General features: G+C 34.5%; 14 protein-coding genes. 8 read left to right on the forward strand and 6 right to left on the reverse strand.

Annotated features, from left to right (window positions below; all coding sequences use genetic code 11):
* Window positions 1-274 precede the first annotated feature (274 nt).
* Both ACP6PK_RS08630 and ACP6PK_RS08635 read right to left on the reverse strand, forming a co-directional pair.
* Complete coding sequence (locus ACP6PK_RS08630; RefSeq protein WP_426559262.1) at window positions 275-1,669, reverse strand: hypothetical protein; 1,395 nt, start codon at window positions 1,667-1,669, stop codon at window positions 275-277.
* A 96-nt stretch (window positions 1,670-1,765) separates the two neighbouring features.
* Window positions 1,766-2,521, reverse strand: a complete 756-nt coding sequence (locus ACP6PK_RS08635; protein ID WP_426559263.1) for a WecB/TagA/CpsF family glycosyltransferase — start codon at window positions 2,519-2,521, stop codon at window positions 1,766-1,768.
* A 524-nt stretch (window positions 2,522-3,045) separates the two neighbouring features.
* Here ACP6PK_RS08635 and ACP6PK_RS08640 point away from each other — a divergent pair.
* The 3 genes from ACP6PK_RS08640 to ACP6PK_RS08650 all read left to right on the forward strand — a co-directional run bounded on the left by ACP6PK_RS08640 (window position 3,046) and on the right by ACP6PK_RS08650 (window position 8,050).
* Window positions 3,046-4,617 (forward strand): serine/threonine protein kinase, encoded by a 1,572-nt coding sequence (locus tag ACP6PK_RS08640; protein WP_426559264.1) that lies wholly within the window; start codon window positions 3,046-3,048, stop codon window positions 4,615-4,617.
* 1,082 nt (window positions 4,618-5,699) lie between these two features.
* On the forward strand, window positions 5,700-6,026 hold the full coding sequence (locus tag ACP6PK_RS08645; RefSeq protein WP_094674765.1) for a DUF6825 family protein: 327 nt from the start codon (window positions 5,700-5,702) through the stop codon (window positions 6,024-6,026).
* A gap of 260 nt (window positions 6,027-6,286) precedes the next feature.
* Complete coding sequence (locus tag ACP6PK_RS08650) at window positions 6,287-8,050, forward strand: ABC1 kinase family protein (RefSeq protein ID WP_371357481.1); 1,764 nt, start codon at window positions 6,287-6,289, stop codon at window positions 8,048-8,050.
* Window positions 8,051-8,486: 436 nt separating this feature from the next.
* Here the strand turns inward: ACP6PK_RS08650 and ACP6PK_RS08655 are convergent, their stop codons facing one another.
* From ACP6PK_RS08655 to ACP6PK_RS08665, 3 genes are all read right to left on the reverse strand, one after another.
* Entirely contained in the window at window positions 8,487-9,191 is a 705-nt protein-coding gene (locus ACP6PK_RS08655; RefSeq protein ID WP_371357312.1) for a protein kinase domain-containing protein, read from the reverse strand.
* 12 nt (window positions 9,192-9,203) lie between these two features.
* Complete coding sequence (locus ACP6PK_RS08660) at window positions 9,204-9,545, reverse strand: 4-Cys prefix domain-containing protein (protein ID WP_426559265.1); 342 nt, start codon at window positions 9,543-9,545, stop codon at window positions 9,204-9,206.
* A 61-nt stretch (window positions 9,546-9,606) separates the two neighbouring features.
* Window positions 9,607-9,966 carry an REP-associated tyrosine transposase gene (locus tag ACP6PK_RS08665; protein ID WP_426559266.1) on the reverse strand — a complete coding sequence of 120 codons (360 nt, stop codon included), beginning with the start codon at window positions 9,964-9,966 and terminating at the stop codon, window positions 9,607-9,609.
* Window positions 9,967-10,550: 584 nt separating this feature from the next.
* On the opposite strand from ACP6PK_RS08665, the gene glgX reads away from it, so the two are divergent.
* The 3 genes from glgX (at window position 10,551) to ACP6PK_RS08680 (ending at window position 13,604) form a co-directional block, all read left to right on the forward strand.
* Window positions 10,551-12,674 (forward strand): glycogen debranching protein GlgX, encoded by a 2,124-nt coding sequence (glgX, locus tag ACP6PK_RS08670; RefSeq protein WP_426559267.1) that lies wholly within the window; start codon window positions 10,551-10,553, stop codon window positions 12,672-12,674.
* A 497-nt stretch (window positions 12,675-13,171) separates the two neighbouring features.
* Window positions 13,172-13,333, forward strand: a complete 162-nt coding sequence (locus ACP6PK_RS08675; protein WP_426559268.1) for a hypothetical protein — start codon at window positions 13,172-13,174, stop codon at window positions 13,331-13,333.
* Between the two features lie 58 nt (window positions 13,334-13,391).
* Complete coding sequence (locus ACP6PK_RS08680; protein ID WP_426559269.1) at window positions 13,392-13,604, forward strand: hypothetical protein; 213 nt, start codon at window positions 13,392-13,394, stop codon at window positions 13,602-13,604.
* A gap of 294 nt (window positions 13,605-13,898) precedes the next feature.
* On the opposite strand, the gene ACP6PK_RS08685 is transcribed toward ACP6PK_RS08680, so the two are convergent.
* Window positions 13,899-14,420, reverse strand: a complete 522-nt coding sequence (locus tag ACP6PK_RS08685) for a DNA-binding protein (protein ID WP_426559270.1) — start codon at window positions 14,418-14,420, stop codon at window positions 13,899-13,901.
* A gap of 176 nt (window positions 14,421-14,596) precedes the next feature.
* Here ACP6PK_RS08685 and treZ point away from each other — a divergent pair, with 176 nt between their 5' ends.
* The gene (gene treZ, locus ACP6PK_RS08690) at window positions 14,597-16,420 is read left to right on the forward strand and encodes a malto-oligosyltrehalose trehalohydrolase (RefSeq protein ID WP_426559271.1); all 1,824 of its coding nucleotides are present in this window, start codon (window positions 14,597-14,599) and stop codon (window positions 16,418-16,420) included.
* A gap of 1,630 nt (window positions 16,421-18,050) precedes the next feature.
* Window positions 18,051-20,897, forward strand: coding sequence for a malto-oligosyltrehalose synthase (treY, locus tag ACP6PK_RS08695; RefSeq protein ID WP_426559272.1), 2,847 nt, complete (start codon window positions 18,051-18,053; stop codon window positions 20,895-20,897).
* Window positions 20,898-21,176: the final 279 nt, after the last annotated feature.

Here is a 21,176-nt window from a genome sequence, read left to right on the forward strand (position 1 = left end):
TCCCTATTCCCTATTCCCTATTCCCTATTCCCTATTCCCTATTCCCTGTTCCCTATTCCCTATTCCCTATTCCCTATTCCCTATTCCCTATTCCCTGTTCCCTCAAACCTAAAATTTTGTACCTCATAACAACGGGAAGCGCTGTATAATTTTACTCTAAGCGAAAATTGACAAAATAGAACAGCTAACTTTGCTGCTCCTGAGACATTTGTTGACGATATAACCCAAGATTGTTGAATAAAATATTTTATGTTTTTTGCCGACGAGATGTCTATTAGTGGTTTTGATTACAGTTGATATACTTCACTTTTTTGACCCCACCAATTGCTTGCTTACGACTCTCAAATAACTCTAAAATTCCCTCAATAACCGTCTTAACTAAATTTTGGTTACAGCCATCAATAAACTCTTCCGCAGAAATCTTTTTTTGGCAAAAATCATTAGTTCTTTTTCTTTGTTTTTTGACTTCATCAAATCCTATATATTTCACCATAAATGTACTCAATGGTGAATTTCTCATATCATAAACTGCATTTTGACTCCGCCCATCTGCCAATAAAGTTAATACTTCACGTTGCAAATTATTTTGAGGTTGATAAGGATTGTGAATATCTGGCAAAAAATCCTCCAAATGAGCCGGAATGTGTCCTTGACTAGGCAACTCTCCCACCATTGTTGAAAGAGGTATATTTAACCCTAATCGCATAGATAATGCTTCAATAAAAGCTAGAGTAAAAATTTTACTTCCCAGATAAATTTTAGCAACTTCAATATTCTTTTTTGCCTGTTCAACCCAGCATTTATAAGTTTTTTCATCTGGTTCTTCATCAAATTTGCGGAAAATCAAATCGGGATTCAAATGATTAATAAATCCTTCTGTTTTTTCTAAAGCAATGCGATATTCACAAACTGTATAAGAATTTCCATTAGTGAGATTATGGTTAGTTTCTGGTAATAAATTCCAGGTATTATCTAGAAAAATTGAAGTAGCAGAACCAAACCCACTCACATCTCGATTAGATAGTCTAACAGATTTTTTTACTGTTTCATAAAGTTCTCCATCACTAAGATTAATATTTAACTTAGTATTAGTTTCTTTGAGTCTTTGATACAGACGTTCAGTGGCAGTCAAGCCATCTTCCGAAATAGGTTGAAATGGAATCGTAGATTCAATACAAGCAATAATTTGAAACAGATGTTTAGGTGTGAGAAATGTTTCCATTACTTTAGCAGCAACTACAGCACTCATAAACTCATTTTGCCCACCAAAAGGTAACAAAACCTGAGCAACAAAAAAACCAAAAATAGATGTTACCATCTCAAAAGTCTGATCCTTAGGCAATTCATTTTTTTCCCTAATTTTTAACTTTCCTTGTGTTTCTTGAATATAAGGAGCAAGATAATAACTGAGATTAAAATTAACACTATGATCTACTTGTACATAGACTAAATCGTGGAATAAAGCAGCTAATACTTCAATCGCATCTTGTGAAACTCCCACTTCAAAAATATGATTTGGAGTATGAAAATAACGCCATGGCCCTGTCATTGGTTGCACAATTAACTCAGCAATTTCAGCAAGTTTCTCTGGTTCAACTTCTACCTGTAGTTCCTTAGTTGCCCAGTTCAGTTTTTCTAGACATTGTTCATACTCATATTCAAAATTCATTGCTTCTTGATTCCTTGTTTTGTTAATTAACGATTGACTTTTAACTAAAAATCAGTTAAATTACCCCTGATAGAGATTAAAATCGCCTCTTCTTGTCTAAAATTTGATTTCCATCAAAGTTTTCCAAGCAAATTGTGGTAGAGCCAACATTCGTCGCCAACGCCAAGGCTCTTGATAAAGTCGATACAACCATTCCAAAGAATTATCACAAAACCAAGCAGGTGCCCTTTCCTTAACACCAGCCCATATGTCCAAACTACCACCAATACCAATCCAGATTGCTTGAGGACAAATATGTTGATGTTCTGCAATCCACAACTCTTGACGAGGCACCCCTAAACCCACAAATATTAATCTTGGTTGTAATTGTCCCAAAGTCTGTAAAAGTTCCTTCTCCTCTGCTGGAGATAAATAACCATGCTGACAAGCAATAGCTAACCCTGGAACTTTTTCTTGCCAAGTCTCAGCAGCTTTAATAGCTACCCCTGGTTTTCCTCCATAGAAAAATACTAAATTCTGTGGATTCTGTTTCACGGCTTGGCACAAAAGACTTTCTGCTAATTCAATACCAGGACAACGCCGTACAAATTTACCCTTAAGCCTTAAGTATAAAACCACCCCAGCTCCATCAGGAACTACCAATTCAGCCTGACGAATTATCTCAGCCAAGACATGATTTTTCTCAGCCTGCATTACCATTTCTGCATTCAGGGTAACAACATGAGTTCCTACTCCTGCCTCTAATCGAGAAAGTAAGCAACCAGGGTAGTCATCAATACAATGTACTGGTAAACCTAGCACCAGATTTTCTGCAATTGGACTAAGTGTAGGCTCAGATTTTTTTTCCCTCATAAATATTCTATTTTATTGATTTTCGTTTTTGACAATCTTTAATAATTACTGAGCTAGATTACCTAATTCCGCTCTTTCCGGCTACTACTTAACCACTTTCTTTCATCCTGATAATATAGTGAATTTCATCTCACTCAGCTACACTACTTGCAGGCAAAATGCCCTGACGACAGAGGCTTGTTAAGGAAGCTTTGCGTTAAAACGTTAATATTTTTACCTCACATACTTGGCATCTGCTGTATTTAGATTTTCCAATTTTAGCTAGAGCGTAGATTCATCTCAGACCATAATCTGTGAGAAGCGCGTGAGATGAATCTACAGTCAATTAATTGCCCAGGGCAAAAATTGATATTATCATAACCTTTAATTAAGCTAATCTTTCCCAAAATGCAGAAGCCCAGGCTATACTTTAAACTCCTTGTGGGAGTATGTTACGAACTTCATCTATAATCAATCGAGCAGAATCAACTACAAGCATATTGTTGTATTCTGACCACTAACAATTTTATAAAAATGAGTATTTTATGAACCTGACACCAGGAGTTGTCCTTCAAAAAGGAAAATATACTATCGATCGTATTTTAGGCCAAGGATGCTTTGGTATAACTTACCGAGCCATTCATCATCATTTTAACCAAATTGTTGTACTCAAAACTCTCAATGAAAGTCTACACAAACATCAAGATTTTCCCAAATTTCAACATCAATTTATAACTGAGGCTCACCTTCTGGCTAAATCTGGACATCCCAACATTGTCAAAGTATGGGACTTTTTTGAGGAAGATGATCTTTTCTTTATAGTAATGGACTATATACCGGGTCAAAATTTGGCTGAGTTAATACAGTCTGGCTATAATTTCCATCCAAATCAAGCTGCTCATTATATACATCAAATTGCCTCAGCTCTTTCAGTAGTTCACAAAAATGGGTTTTTACATCGGGATATACAACCTAAGAATATCATTAGGCGAGCTGGAACTAATACAGTTGTACTAACTGATTTTGGCATTACCTGTGATTTAACTCCAGGAATTAGGCAAACTCATACTAATTTATTTTCTGTGGGATATTCACCACCAGAACAGTGTAATCCACAACAAAGGTTAAGTCCTGCAACAGACATTTATGCTTTAACAGCGACATTATACTATTTACTTACTGGTAATGCTCCTACTCCTGCAGCTTTAAGGCTTTCTCAAGCTGTTCCTCAAACACTTAAATTTTTTGCCAAAGAATTAAAATATTTTCAACCTAATCTTACTCCAGGTATTGAGAATACTATTCTCATGGGATTAGAAATAGATGCTGAAAAACGACCTCAAACGGTAGAAGGTTGGTTGGCACTTCTTTTAAATGAATCAAATCTTGTAGAGGTAAAAAAACAAAATAATTATTTAGCAGAGAAACCATCTAGGTTTAACAATAACGATAAATTGATGGAGCTTAAATCAGACTCAACTATTCAGCAGAAAGTAGGTAAATGTCTGACTAATGAAGTTCCTAGGAACAGGGTTAACAAAAGAAATATAAAGCCTCATAATGATGCAGTTGGCATCCCTAATTGTACAGATAATAAATTTAGTTGGATTAATCAACTTTCTTTCCAATTGACAATTTTTTTGTTGTTTGTCTTGACTGCTGGAACTTTTGGATGGATAGGTTTTGATATTACCCTGCGTTATAGCTATGCCAAAACTAATAACAAAATTGCATCTTTGACGTCAAGTAATTTATTAGAAAGTCTGAAGCAAGAGGAAAATTATAGTTTCCGAAATCACGATCCGTCCAGTCCTCTTTTTGGTTCTCCTTCAGTTAAAACTTATTCAATAAACCCACCAAAATTAAACAAATTACCTAAGCCATATTTTGAAAAGGATGAGTTTTTTCCCAATAGTTTATCTGTCTCTAATGAGGATAAATCTTGGTCAGAAAAAGTAAATTATTCGGGTGATGTGAAAACTCAACTATCTCCCTACAATTATTCATCTAATGACAATAGTGAAAAATATTATCCTTCTGATTATCAACCTAAATATCCAAAGTACGACTCTCAAAAATATCAACAGCAAAATCAGTATCCAGATGACTACTATTAATTGAACTTTTTTCTGAGATAAATTGATATTTTAAAAGTATATTTTTAGCAAAAGTTTAGCTTCCATATTATGAAAAGTTAATGTACTTTTGGTCGATAAAATCGTTATACCAATTCACTTTTAAAGATTTCACAAATAGTTTCAAACTTTAGATGTAAAATAATTTCCTGGAATTACTGTAGCTTCAAAGTTTTTAGCCTACAAAATCTTAATACCTGACTTTTGACTTCCGTGAAATAGTATTAGGAACTGGCAATACTGCCATTCCTAGGAAATGTAAGTTGTCTGGCAAAACCAAGAACCCTATTCCTTGGTAACAGCTCTGTTAGACACTATTCCTGGTGAATATCAAAGCCCAGCTCAGACCCATAGTATTGATATATAGCGTAGTTCACCTAAAGATCAACATCTTTTAAGAAACTAGGTAAGACACTTAATAAAATAATGTGATACAATACTTTACAATTAGAATCACATCTTGACTCTAACTGAGAAATTAGGTCTCAAATATTAAGATGAGTACAAAATTAAATTAAGTAGTTAGATATTTGAATAATGGGTGCTGAGTGAGATATATTTCAATCTAAACCTTTTAAAATTTAACAAAAGGCTCACTTATTGAACAAACTTAAATATCAATAGACAATTCGTTAAGCAAATAAAAAAACAAGTCCGATTAGCTAAAAAAAAACATCTAAATTGATTAGCAAATGTAAGCATTCAGCCGTCAGCCAGCCTCTTGCCTCCTGGGTCGTATCTGAAGCTTTCCATGTCGCGCAGAGAAACGCTGCGTGACATATAAAGCGGAGCTTTGCGTCAGCAAAACAGAGGAGCTATCCTAGGTCATGCTACGCAAACCCTAACACCCCTAAGCGTTCCTCGTTTATTTTATTTATAGGAGGAATTAGAACTGAGGTTGAGCGAGAATTAAAAGTCTAGATAAAAGCGGACATCATCAGCTAACTTTAGCTATAATAGTTCATTTTAATTGCTGAATTTCGCAGTCCAGACCTAGGAGACTAGCTGACCGCGAGCTAGCTGAATCCTTACTAGTAAACCATCAAAATAAACTATTTTTTATTATGAGTAAATCACCAATTCATGCTTTCTTTGTCGGTAGAGCTATTGCAGAAGGAGTATATGAACAACTAGAAAATAGCATCACCAATACCCTTAGTGGAATAGGTAAATTTGATGCAGAACAAAGAGAAAACTTGCATACCTTTATTGAACAAGTTTTAGAAAGAGCAGATAGAGAAGCTCAAGTAGAAAACAACACCAATAATAATAGTAATTCTGACGAATTGGACTCTCAGCCCAAAGACCTACAAGCCATAATTGACGATCTAAGGGCTGAGGTAGCTCAAGTCAGGGCAGAATTGCAAAAATATCGTAGTCGTTCCTCTTGACATATAACTGATGTTGGCCTTGAATGATCCTACGGAATTCTTCAACCTGCTAAGAAATTGCCGTATATATTAAAATCGAAGTCCATTTCCTGTTTTAGATTCAGTATACTATAACAGGGCTTTTATCCTGGAGCTGAATCATATAGATCAAACAGGGGACTTCCAACTGTGAATCTTAGTAAACTATACCTGCGCTCATTGGTTTTTATTGCTATGAGCTAAACCTTTAATAATATCACAAATTATAAAATACTACTACTGTGTCTGTTCTCCTCGATGACATTACTAACCACAAGGAACAAGCTAACTATACAACTGGAGGCTCAATGACTAAAGCCCCCAGCAAACCCTATAGTCAGAAAGCTTATCGCTGGAACAGAGAAAATTACTCTCGCCAGCGTCGTTACATTGATATTTGGAGTTTCGTTCTCCTTTGGCTAACTTGGCTTTGGGTAGACAAAAAAGATTGGAGTTACCGCGGAGGAGTAACAGAAGAAAAGAGAAATCTCAGACGGCGCAAACAAGCTATTTGGGTCAGAGAGACAATGCTAGAGTTAGGTCCCACCTTTATCAAATTGGGGCAGCTATTCTCTACCCGTGCTGACTTATTTCCTTCAGAATACGTCGAAGAGCTTTCAAAACTTCAAGATAAAGTCCCTGCTTTTAACTACGAACAAGTTGAGATAATTATCCAAGAGGATCTGGGCAAAAAGGTAGAAGAATTATACCCAAGTTTTGATCCAGTTCCCTTAGCTGCCGCTAGTCTAGGTCAAGTTCATAGAGCGCAACTCCACTCTGGTGAAGATGTAGTAGTTAAAGTACAAAGACCAGGACTCAAAAAACTCTTCCAAATTGATTTAGCCATTCTTAAAGGAATAGCTCGTTATTTTCAAAATCACCCGAAATGGGGTCGTGGTCGAGACTGGTTAGGTATTTATGACGAATGTTGCCGAATTCTTTGGCTAGAAATAGATTATCTCAATGAAGGTCGCAATGCTGATACCTTTCGTCGTAATTTCCGCAACTTTAACTGGGTAAAAGTTCCCAGAGTTTATTGGCGGTATTCAGCGCCACAGGTACTGACATTGGAATATGTTCCAGGTATCAAAATTAGTAATTATGAAGCTCTAGAAGCATCAGGGCAAAATAGAAAGGCTTTGGCAAGAATGGGTGCTGAGGCTTACCTACGGCAACTTTTGAATGATGGCTTTTTTCATGCTGACCCTCATCCCGGTAATATTGCTGTTAGTCCAGAAGGGGGATTAATTTTCTATGATTTTGGCATGATGGGGCAAATTAAGTCTAACATCCGGGAAAAACTCATGGATACTCTCTATGGGATTGCTTCAAAGGATGCTGAGAGGGTAATTATATCTCTAATAGATTTAGGAGCATTAAAACCCACTGGAGATATGGGGCCAGTGAGGCGTTCTATCCAATATATGTTGGATAATTTTATGGATAAGCCGTTTGAAGCTCAGTCAATTACTGCTATTAGTGATGATTTGTATGAGGTTGCTTATGACCAACCTTTCCGTTTTCCGGCAACTTTTACTTTTGTTATGCGAGCTTTCTCTACTTTGGAGGGAGTTGGCAAGGGTTTAGACCCAGAGTTTAATTTTATGGAGGTGGCACAACCGTTTGCCATGCAGCTTATGTCTGATGGAAGTTCTCAAGGTTCAAATACTATATTAAATGAGTTGGGTCGTCAAGCGGCTCAGGTTAGTTCTACTGCTTTGGGTTTGCCTCGTCGTATTGAGGATGCAATTGATAAGTTAGAACAGGGGGATATTAGGGTTCGGGTTAGAGCAACAGAAACAGATAGGTTGGTTCGTCGGGTTGGTAGTGTGCAAATGGGTACTAATTATGCTTTGTTGATTAGTGGTTTTACTTTGTCGGCGACTATTCTATATGTTAATAATCAGGTTGGTTTGGCTTTGGTGTTGCTTTTGTTGGTTGTGGTGATGGGGTTTGCTTTTATACGGCTTTTGAAGCGTATTGATCGATTTGATAAAATGATGTAGATGAATTATTTTAGAAATGTTTTTACTTTTTTTGCTTTACTAGACTGATACATCTAAATTACTACATTATATGATTGGGGCGGCTTCATCTGATTTAATGTTAAAACTTGTTAACTTAAACTATAACCCGCCCCTACTGAACTGATTTATGAAAAATTATTTTATTTGTTTTATTGAATAAATAGTCATATAAATGGGAGAATTGACCAAAATAAATAAATTGTATCAGAATTTTTTGGTGAGTGCAAGCCAAAAATTGGTGGCGCAAAGGATTTTTTTCAGGTAGCTCTCAGAGAATGAATATTTTGGGGAGTGGGTGTGGATGGCGATCGCCTCTAGAAATTTAGATATGATTGGAACTCAAAAGATAGGAATATGGAAAAATTTATCAGGGGTTGATTTTTTTCAGAAGCTTCACAGAATTATTAGCGGTAATCTAGCTTTGGGTAGCGAGCGCTCTGATTGTGATTAGTCTGAAAAATACTTTTTTTATATTGATTAAATAGTCATGCGTATATGCGAGTAACAACCAATAAATAAATTGTATCTGGATTTTTGTGAAAATGCAAGCTAAATATCTTCGGATTTTTGGTAGCTCTAGAGACCGTTTTTTTCTTTGAGAGGTAGGCTGAATCAGAGACAAAATTTCTCCTACATTTTCAAACCTTTTCTTAGTCGCTCCGACAATCATTTTATCCAAGATTTTTCCAATTTCATCACTCACACTTGACTGTAAATAATCTCGCCATACCCAATCATTTTCACTCACATCAAATAACTCAAAAGGTTCCACTCCAGTTAATAAATGAATACAAGTCACACCCAAACTATAAATATCGCTAGCAAAAGTTGCTTTTCCTACTGATTGTTCTGGTGCAGCATATCCGGCATAACCTATAACAGTTCCCGTCACACCTAAACCAGTCTTTGTGGCATATTTAGCTGCCCCGAAATCTACCAATATTAATTGATTATTATTCTTTCTCCTAATAATATTCTCTGGTTTAATATCTCGATGAATTACCTGCTGAGAATGAATAAATTCCAACACAGGTAATAAACTTTTTAACAACTCCAAAATTTGACTTTCATTAAAAGCTTCCGACTCTTCTAACTCTTGCTGTAAATTTTGCCCGTCGATAAATTATCGTACTCAATAATGTCGATTATCCTGAGTAAAATATGCTAAAAGTTCGGGAATTTTTGGATATCTACCTAAACCATCCAAACGTTTAGCTTCTTGAGCAAATAATTCTACAGCTTTTGATAAATTTTTAGTTCCTTGTGCTTGAGTAAAAAATTGTTTAATTACGCAAAAAGGTTTTGAATATTTATATTCATATACGGCTTGAAAAGTTCTGCCAAAACCTCCTTGCCCGATAATTTTTAAAGCGCGATAACGTTCGGCTAAAACTAATTTTTCACCACAGCTTTGACAGAATATTGTTTCTGGTGGGTTGAATTTTAAACAGTCAGGATTTAAACATTGAGTCATTTCAGTACCTATTAGAAATTTGAATAAGATTCTGGTGAGCTGGAAGCTCTGAATGAGAATTTTAATTATTCTGAAAATATGGGGATAAATTTCTGTATAATTCCCAGAAAAAAGGATATTCTTCTGGTTTATGTACTAATTCAGCTTTTACTGGATTTTGTCTGATGTATTTCCAGACGTCTATCATTTCTTTTTGACTTTTAATTAATCTCTCGTGTCGCCCATCTTGCCAAACTTTGCCTATATGATTCCTAAAGTTATGAATTTGCTTGGGACTATAGCCTTTAATACTGTGCAGAATACTTCCTATTGACGAATATTCTGACTCTTTTTTCAGAAAAGGGACGATTAAACAATGTACATGGTCTGGCATAATTACCACGCTAAAAATTTGATATCTTTGTTGGTGAAAAAATAGCAATGAATTTAAAACAATTTATCGTGATTATGGAGTTAATTCTAATCTTTACCAGGTGACAAATGTGATGAAATAAGCAGGTTATATAAATTGAAATTCAGAATATTTACTCATAATTTTGATGGTGATTTTTTCCACCCAGTGTGAGCATCTTGCTCGCGTACTTATAGGAATGAATTTAAAACAATTTATCGTACTTAATATACTAATCCTAAATGATTTGTGAAAAAAACTATAGGGATTTGGAAACCAAATTCCTCTTTTTCTTGGGTTTAGACACAAAACCTCTAAGATGAAATATTACAACCTATTTAGAATTGCTATAGCAATCAGTTGTGACCTGTGAGATATTTAAGAACAATTAATATCAATCAAAATCCTTTGATCTTCTGGCTCCTGAATCCTGACTCCTAATACCACTAAAATCTCACATCTGATTCCTGATTGCTATATATAGCTTTTTGCCATAAGTCCTGATTCAGATAAGTTTCACAAAACAGATTAGAAAAACCAATACTTTGCTAAACTACCATTAAGCTATAACTACCAAAATAGTCCTCTAATTCTGAAGAATTCTCGGTTTATTTATGTATGTACCTCTTTGGCCTGGAAAACCATATCCCCTAGGATCATCCTGGGATGGCAAAGGCACTAACTTCACTATATTCTCTGAAAATGCTACTAGCGTAGAACTTTGCCTATTTGACAAGGAAAACAAAGAAACACGACTAGCTCTGACAGAAGTTAGTAACTTTGTCTGGCATGGCTATGTACCAGGTATAAGTCCAGGTCAAAGATATGGATTTCGAGTACATGGTCCCTACGAACCATCCCAAGGGCATCGTTTTAATCCTCATAAACTATTAATTGACCCTTACGCAAAAGCAATTGATGGGGATATAGTTTATGGTGAAGAAATATTTGCCTATTCTTGGGATAATCCAGAAAAAGATTTAGCCTGCACCTTGGATGATGATGCTCATCTAATGCCAAAATCTGTGGTGATTGATGAAAGGTTTGATTGGGGAGATGACCAACTATTAAATATTCCCAACCACGAAACAATAATTTATGAAATTCATCCCAGAGGGTTTACTAAACTACATCCTGATATTCCAGAAAATCTTAGGGGTACTTATGCGGGGTTAGCACATCCAACGGCGATCGCTTATCTTCAGTCTTTAGGCATTACGGCGGTAGAGTTAATGCCAGTACATCACTTTCTTCGATACCCAGGACATTTAGTTGATAAGGAATTATCTAATTACTGGGGTTATGATTCTATTAATTATTTTGCTCCCTACAGTGGTTATAGTTCTAGTGGTAGGGCAGGGGAGCAGGTGAGAGAATTTAAAGAAATGGTCAAGGCTTTGCATAAGGCTGGTATTGAGGTGATATTGGATGTGGTTTATAACCATACTGGAGAGGGTAATCATCTGGGTCCAACTTTATCTTTCAGAGGTATTGATAATGCTGCTTATTATCGTCTAGTAGAAGATGACCCCCGCTACTATATGGATTTTACTGGTTGTGGTAATTCTCTCAATGTTCGTCACCCCCAGGTATTGAAGTTAATTATGGATAGTCTACGTTACTGGGTGACGGAAATGCACGTTGATGGTTTTAGATTCGATTTAGCTTCAGCTTTGGCGCGAGAATTATATGAAGTGGATAGTTTGGCAGCTTTCTTTGATATTGTGCATCAAGACCCGGTTATTTGCAATGTGAAATTAATTGCTGAACCTTGGGATGTTGGAGAAGGTGGTTATCAAGTTGGGAATTTTCCTCTATTGTGGTCGGAATGGAATGGTAAATATAGAGATGCAGTTAGAGATTTTTGGCGAGGGGAAGAGGAGACATTAGCTGAATTTGCTTATCGTTTTACGGGTAGTTCTGACTTATATGCTTCTAATGGTAGGTTGCCTCATGCGAGTATTAATTTTGTAACTGCCCATGATGGTTTTACTCTGAATGATTTAGTTAGTTATAACGACAAACATAACGAAGCAAATGGGGAAGATAATAATGATGGAGAGGAACATAATCGTTCTTGGAATTGTGAAGAAGAAGGAGAAACTGATGACCCAGATATACTTATTTTAAGAAATCGGCAAAGGCGTAATTTTTTAGTTACTTTAATGTTGTCTCAAGGCGTACCTATGTTATTAGGTGGGGATGAATTTGGGCGTACGCAAAAGGGTAATAATAATGCTTATTGTCAGGATAATGAAATTTCTTGGTTGGATTGGAGTTTACAAGTAGAAAATTCAGATTTATTAGATTTTACTCGACAGTTAATTTATTTCCGTTGTCAACATCCAGTATTTCATAGACGTAAGTGGTTTCAAGGTCGTGCTATTCATGGTTCGGATGTGAATGATATAGGTTGGTATAATCCGGATGGTGGAGAAATGACTGAGGAACAATGGAATATTGATTTTGCTAAGGCTGTTGGTATATTTTTAAATGGAGAGGAAATTCCTGCTAGTGGCGAGCGTGGAGAAAGGATTATTGATGATAGTTTTATGATTTTTTTTAATGCTCATTATGAATTAATAGAATTTACAATCCCTCCTAAGTTTCAAGATAGAAATTGGTTAGTTGTTGTTGATACGAGTAAGTCTCGTTTTGTGGAGAATGGTAAGCAATATCAAGGTGAATTTCTTATTCCTGTTATGGAACGTTCAATTGTTGTTTTAAGGCGTTTGTAATTAATGGATAATTGATAATGGATAATTGATAATTAAGTACCAGGACAAAATTAATTGTGCATTTTTGATTGCTCTGTCATATCTATCAAAGGATAAAAAACAAATTTATATACAAATAATTTTGTCTACTTATTTACCTATCCCTTTTAGGGATAGGATTGATTAAAAGGAAAAAATTTATTTTCTCTTGGTCGATTCAATATTTGTAAAAATACTTTTTTTCTATTCCCTGTTGTCTATTGCTTTTAAGGAAAAAGCAATAAATTTTTGGCTTTGTTCAAAATTTAGATGCACCCAATGAATGAAACAATCATTAGTTTAACTTTCTGTTCAAATTGATTCTTAATTATAGGTTATCTGGAATTGGTAATTTACCGAGTGATATATATAAGTATTGCCACTAACAAATCAACACAGTATGGGAGAAGCAACAATTTTAAGCTTAGGTATTATATATAGTAATCCGTGCAGGATTTGTGAGAGAAAGCTGTAGGGGGTTGGTTGACAAATCCCATTTATGCGCTTGGTTTTGTTTTTCTGTTCTGGCTAAAAATACGGCTTTACTATCTAGTCCTGATTTAGAAGAAAATCTTCCTTTTCTGATTGAACCATATAGGGAAAAATTAGAAGCAAGTGGGTTGATTACAGATGAAGTTTGAGCCGATAAGCTTTATAAATATTATCAGAAAGATGCCTGACTTTTTTTAGCACATATTTTTGAGTGACCCAAATTGGCAAATAATTGATAAGGATTGGGAAAAATCCACGCAACGTTCTTGGAAAGCTGTAGAGGAAAATAAACTCTATTTTTTTGTAGTCAATGTTCAGGGAATAGATAGGATTAACCTGATAAAATTTGCCTCTCCTGAAACATCTCCCAAGTTATTCAATGAATTTCATAAATTATTCCACTGGATAGCTGATGGATAGCTGAAAATCTCACAAAAAGTTTCCAGGAGTGAAGAAGAAAGTCCTGCTATTTCGATTTTCCCTATTACACAATTAACACAAGATGAGGATTAATTTTTAGACACTATTTTCTAGGAGCAAATAGCCATTCGCCCCTACTGTGGTCTACTAACATGAAAACCGTTTTAATATTATTCTCTTGCCTCAAGAGAATTTATAGTAAAGGATGAGCGATCGCCACACACTTTTCCCAAAATTCAACCAAAAACACTATATATAGTAATCAAGAACCATAACGTTGCAGATATGTAGTGTTTAACCTTTCGACTTCTTTTGTTTTGCCCGCTGCTGAACCACTTCCGGAGGAGGACCATAATCTCCATCACTGAAATATACTCGCTCTACTATATTTCCCGGTTCTACTTCAATCCAGAGCCGGGCACCTCCAGCTTGACTTCTATTAGGTTTATGAGGTTGATAAACTATTTGGCAAGGTCCTTTGATTTTCAGAGCGTGGCAATAATCTTTTTTATCTCCTACCTTCACAGCAACTGCTGGATGAGAAGTTCCATGATCTCGGTTGTAATCTATAGTCTTTCGTAGAACATGAATGAAAGTATTAGCTGTACGTTGATTTTTGTTCCAAGTAGGTTCTGGACCTCGACGACCAGGTGTAATATCTGGCATTCCCCTCTGATTTAGGGGAATCCGCCAAATTCTTTTGACTTTTTTCGCACCGATAACTCGGCCACTGTTAAGTAGAAATCGTAATCTACCTGTCGAGATATTTAGGAGAAAGGCTCCTTCTGTTGTACTGACATATGAGACATCATCCATCACTATAACGTTGGGGTTTTTAACAATAAAATATAATGATTTGAAAAGGAAAACTTAAAAATTATCTTTTAAAAACAACTTTAAGTTTCCGGCATTAGTAAGCCAACAAATAAAACTGTAGTCTAAAATTAGACAACAATTATGAAAAATTCAACGCCCTAAAAGTCAAAAAATCTATGAAAATCGGTAGCCATTATTCAGCAGAAACAAATAAATGCCAATTTAATGTCTGGGCACCTCTACGAGAAAAATTGGCTGTACATATCGTTCATCCCAAAGAAAAATTAATAGAACTCCAAAAAGATGAATGGGGATATTGGCAAGGAGAAGCAAAAGACATTGAACCGGAAACTCTATACTTTTACCAACTAGATGAAGAAACTGACCGACCAGACCCTGCCTCTAACTGGCAACCTCAAGGAGTACATGGTCCGTCAAAAATAGTAGACCATCAACAATTTACCTGGAACGATACTTCTTGGCAAGGTATCCCCTTGGCAGAAATGATTATCTATGAACTTCATGTTGGTACTTTTACCCCCGAAGGAACTTTTGTAGCAATTATTCCCAGGTTGCCAGAATTAAAAGATTTAGGGATAAACGCTATAGAAATTATGCCAGTTGCCCAATTTCCAGGCGATCGCAACTGGGGCTACGATGGAGTTTATCTTTATGGTGTGCAAGATTCTTATGGTGGGCCGAATGGTCTTAAGCAGCTTGTTAATGCTTGTCATCAAATGGGCATTTCTGTAATTTTGGACGTTGTTTATAATCATTTTGGTCCAGAGGGAAATTATCTCTGGGATTATGGTCCCTATTTTACGGATAAGTATCATACTCCTTGGGGAAATGCTGTTAATTTTGACGACGCATATAGTAATGAAGTCCGTAATTTTTTTATTGAAAATACTTTGTATTGGTTAGATAAATATCATATTGATGGTTTACGTTTGGATGCTGTTCATGCCATTTATGATATGAGTGCTGAACCTTTTTTACAACAGTTAGCTGCGAGGGTAGAAGAGTTTAGTAAAAGTGATGGAAGGAAGCGTTATTTAATTGCGGAAAGTGATTTGAATGATGTGGGAGTTTTACGTTCAAAAGAAGAAGGAGGGTTTGGTCACGATGCTCAATGGTGCGATGATTTTCACCACTCTTTACACAGTCTTTTAACAGGAGAAAGTTCTGGATATTATTCTGATTTTAACAGTCTAGAATCTCTGAAAAAATCTTATAAAGAAGGATATGTTTATACTGGAGAATATTCGTCTCACCGTCAGAGAAATCATGGTAATTCGACTCTAGGTTTTGCGGGAGAAAAATTTGTAGTTTGTATTCAAAACCACGACCAAATAGGTAATAGGTTAATCGGGGAAAGATTATCAGCTTTAGTAAATTTTGAAGGATTAAAATTAGCAGCAGGAGCAGTTTTAATTTCTCCTTATGTACCAATGTTATTTATGGGAGAAGAGTATGGAGAGGAAAATCCTTTTATGTATTTTGTTAGTCATGGAGATCCTAATTTAGTTGAAGCAGTGAGAAAAGGTAGGGCAGAAGAATTTAAGTCTTTCAATTGGTTTGGAGAAGTGCCAGATCCTCAAGGGGAGAAAGTATTTATGGAGTCTAAATTAAACTGGGAAAAATCTAGGGAAGGAAAATATAAAATTTTGCGTTCTTTCTATAAAAGATTAATTGAGCTACGGCAAAAAATTCCGGCATTAGCTAAATTAGATAGAACTAAAACTGAGGTGTACAATTGTTCTGATAAAAATGTGTTATTGGTTCATAGGTGGTCAGAAAAAAGTAGTGTATTAAGTCTGATGAATTTTGAAAAGCAGTTTGTCAAATTGGCACCTAAACTACCTCAAGGAAATTGGCAAAAACTAATTAATTCCTCCGACCAAGAATGGATGGGAAATGGTGCTGTTTTACCTGAAAAATTGTTATCTGGACAAACTGTGACAATTAATCCTTTAAGCTTTGCTCTTTATGAAGAGTAGTTTTAGTCTGATAAATTCTTAATTTCAATTAGGATAATCAAAATTTCCTATTGGTTCACAAGCGGGAAGAAAAAAGTAGTGTATTAAGTCTAATGAATTTTGAAAAGCAGTCTGTCACATTGAAATTTCAACTACCTTAAGGAAATTGGTGAAATTTAATTAATTTCCCTGGTCAAGAATGGATGGGAATGAGAAATGGTGCTGTTTTTCTTGAAAAATTGTTATCTGGATAACCTGTTATAGATAATTAATCTTTTAAGCTTTGCTATTTATAAAGAATAATCTGAGGATGATAAGTGATTAATTTACATATTAGGAATTAGGAATTTTCACCAGGTATGCAAAGGAAAAATCAAAAAAAATAGCAGTAAACTATTCCCTCTTCCCCATTTCTTTCCTTAATCAGAAGACTTATTCAGAAAGCTCCAAATATGTATGTATTATACTAAAGAAAAAACAAAGAGTATTACAAATAATTTGAATGATTGAAATATTTCATATCAAATGTTTATTTGAATAAAAATTAAGCTTCACTATAAAAAATGTTTAGATGTTATTATTCTTGTTATAAAATATTGCATAGCCTGACGGATTAGGCAAAAGACAAAAGGCAAATAGAGAAAAAAAATATCTTAAAAAAAAGAGCAAAATTTGTATAATATTTGCCATATATAAAGTGTTGTGGTATAGGCAAAAACAACTGATTAAGATGTCACTAATTTTTTAAAATTTGCTATAAAAATCTAATTATTAGTAGTCAACATTTATCAAACTTCTATTAGACTTATTGCATAAGTAAGTCAATAATTAAAAATTCCAAAGTAATAGAAACTAACGGTTTATGTACTCTAATACCATTAGAATAAAATTTTGCTACAAATTACTGTCCAAGGTGCTTATATTCTCTTTTCCTTGTTCTCTATAACCATATAGCAATCCTCCGCATATTCGTGGCAAAAATCTTACTACTTTTTAGGTATGGAGGGAACAGGGAACAGCCAACAGGCCGGAGTTTCAAGTTTTTTATCTACTTTTTGATTTGTCGCGACCTATTTAGGATTGCTATAGTTTTGTAACATTCTTTGATGAAATTTGTATAATTTATTTTAATTTCATTTTGCCAAGACGTCTATATAACCAAATGTCAATTATTTTTCTTATCCAACACTCCTTCATTCTAATAGGTATTCATAATATGATATTATGGCTATCTTAAGAACTAAATTTAATTAGTCCCTTATTCTTGTAGAAAAATATTAACGAGAAAGGTAAATTTGCCTCCTCCCTTGAAAACTGCTATTAGTTAACCAATTTGAGTTTGTATTGCTACTATAAGTTTATAACTGTATAACTTTATTAATTCTAGATAGGACACATCTCAAGTTTGGGAGCAAAGACAATTTTATCTGTTAAAGGTAAAATTATAAATTAGAACAAAAACAAAATACTTAATTAATCATCACCAAAGGATAATGGATAATTGATAATTAATCTCCAAAGGTTTGAACCCTCTCCTTTTAAGCAAAAAAAAAGTGCTAGGATATTTCCTGATATTCAATCAAGCTAGGTTTTAACCAGAGGTAATTATCCATTATTCATTATCCATTAATGAACTATATCTATTTTAACTATGCGAATTCCAGTAGCGACTTATAGAATTCAATTTACTCCTAGTTTTGACTTTCAAGCAGCCAAAATTATAGTTCCATATTTAGCAGAACTAGGAATTTCCGATATTTATGCTTCTCCAATATTCAAAGCAAAAACAGGTAGTACCCATGGATATGATGTAGTTAATCCTAATCAAATTAATCCAGAATTAGGAAGTAAAGAAAAATTTGAAGAACTTGCTTTAGAAATCAAAAATTATGAGATAGGATGGCTACAAGATATTGTGCCTAATCACATGGCATTTAATAGCCAAAATCATATTCTGATTGATGTTTTAGAAAATGGTCCTGAATCTCAATATCGCGACTATTTTGATATTGATTGGAATCATCCTTATGAAGGTATTAGAGGTAGAGTTTTAGCACCTTTCCTCGGTAAATTTTATGGAGATTGTCTGGAAAGTGGAGAGTTAAAAATTCAGTATGGTCAAAATGGATTAACTGTTAATTATTATGACCATCAATTTCCGATTAGAATTGAATCTTATACTCAGGTATTAACATACGAAATTGGCAGATTAAAAAATAAATTAGGTAGAAATAACCCAGATTTTGTTAAGTTTCAGGGAGTTCTCTACAGTTTAAAATACATTCCTTCTGGGTCTGAAGGCAGAGAAAGATATGACCAGATTAGTTTCATTAAAGGGATGTTGTGGGAGATATGGAATGAAAATTCAGATATTAAAGAATTCATTGAAGAAAATATAAATACTTTCAACGGAGTTCCAGGAAAGCCAGAAAGTTTTGACTTGTTGGATAAATTATTATCCGATCAATATTTCCGCTTATCTTTCTGGAAGGTTGGTAATGAAGAATTGAATTATCGACGGTTTTTTACAGTCAACGATTTAATCTCAGTTAGAGTAGAAGATGATAAGTTTTTTTACACTAGCCATGGTCTGATTTTAGAAATGTTGAAAGAGCAAAAATTTACAGGTTTGAGAATCGATCATATTGATGGATTATATGACCCTGCTCAATACTTAAATAGACTCAGAGAAAAAGCAGATGCTCCATATATTGTTGTGGAAAAAATTCTCGAACCTGATGAAGATTTACCTGTTAATTGGCCGGTTCAAGGAACTACAGGTTATGACTTTTTAAATTATGTCAATGGTCTGTTTTGTGACAATTATAATGAACAGGATTTTAATCAAATTTACTCTCGCTTTATTCGAGGTAGTTCTAATTATGAACGCCTAGTCGATGAAAATCAAAGACTAATTATTAATAAGCATTTGGCTGGAGATATTGATAATTTATCTCACTTACTGAAAGATATTTCTAGTAAATATAGATATGCTAGTGATTTTACTACTTTTGGTTTAAAAGCTGCTCTAGTAGAAGTTATGTCGGTATTTCCTGTATACAGAACTTACGTTAGTAAAGAAGGAGTAAGTAAAGCTGACCGAGAATGTATTCAAGGAGTAATTGCTAAAACAAAGAAAATAATACCAAATTTTATCAATGAACTTTTAAATGAATTAAATTTCATTGAGAAGTTTCTCTTATTAGAATTTGATGAGTATTTAAACCAGGAAGATAAAGATAAATGGCTACATTTTGTCATGCGTTTACAACAATTTACCGGACCATTAATGGCAAAGGGTGTAGAAGATACTGTTTTATATATTTATAATCGACTTATTTCTCTGAATGAAGTTGGTTCAACTCCTAGTAAATTTGGCATTTCAATTGATGAATTTCATGGATTTAATCAACATCGTATTGCTTATTGGCCTCATGCTATGAATGGAACTTCTACTCACGATACTAAACGAGGGGAAGATGTCAGAACTAGAATTAATGTACTTTCAGAAATTCCTGAAGAGTGGGAAATTTATCTAAAAAAATGGCAGGAAATTAATGCTCCTCACAAAGATTGTGTTGGAGATTTAGATGTTCCTTCTCCTAATGATGAATACTTTTTATATCAAACTTTACTGGGAGCTTTTCCTTTTGATGAAAGTGAATATCCAACTTTTGTAGAACGAATTAAAGAATATATTATTAAAGCAATTCGAGAGGCAAAAGTTAATACAGGTTGGTTGAGACCGGATTGTGGTTATGAAAGTTCATTGATTAAATTTGTAGAAAGTATACTTAAAGATTCAGAAGAAAATGAATTTTTAGTAGCTTTCCGACCTTTGCAACGTAAGGTTAAACATTATGGGATTTTGAATTCTTTATCTCAAACTTTTCTAAAGATTACTTCTCCTGGAGTTCCTGACATTTATCAAGGTACAGAATTATGGAATTTAAGTCTTGTCGATCCTGATAACCGTCGCCCTGTTGATTTTGAAAAAAGGGCAGAATTTATTCAGGAAATTAAGACAAAAATAGAGTCAGATATTTTGGGATTAATTGAGGAACTTTTACCAACTCCAGAGACTGGTAAGATTAAAATGTTTCTGGTTTATCAAGCTTTACGGGCACGTCGAGAATATGTGGAATTATTTCAACGTGGAGATTACCAAAAGTTAATTGTTATGGGTAGTTTGAAAGACCATATAGTTGCTTTCTCCAGAAAATGGGGAGATAGTACAGCTATTATTATTGCCCCAAGGTTATTAACTAAATTGGTGCAAGAAGGAGAATATCCTTTAGGTGAACAAGTCTGGCATGAAACACGAATTTGTTTACCTTCAGGTTCTTCTTTAGTGTGGAAAAATGTGATTACTCAACAAGAGTTAGAAAGTGAACAAGAGGATACTTTGTGGATTAGAGATGTCTTGAGTCATTTCCCTGTAGCATTATTAATTAATGAGAGTGGTGAAACAACTAATACTTCTGATTTTGATAATTAACTAGAGGTCTGGTGAATTCAAAAGTAAGTTTAAATTTACTGCTAAAAAAATTTTCGAGGTAAAAATTTGAATGACTATACTCTTCTAGAAATTTTTGTCTATTTATCTTATTGGTAAAAATTTCCCAAGGTAGGAGAATTGTCTGGAAGATAAACAACTTTCTCCAGATGCTTTAAACTCGGAATTTTTAGATAAAAATTTTCGAGGTAAAAATTTGGATGACGATACTCTTCTAGAAATTTTTGTCTATTTATCTTATTGGTAAAAATTTCCCAAGGT

This window comes from Dapis hubbardiae BLCC-M172 (assembly GCF_050016015.1).
In the GTDB taxonomy this organism is placed as follows: domain Bacteria; phylum Cyanobacteriota; class Cyanobacteriia; order Cyanobacteriales; family Microcoleaceae; genus Trichodesmium.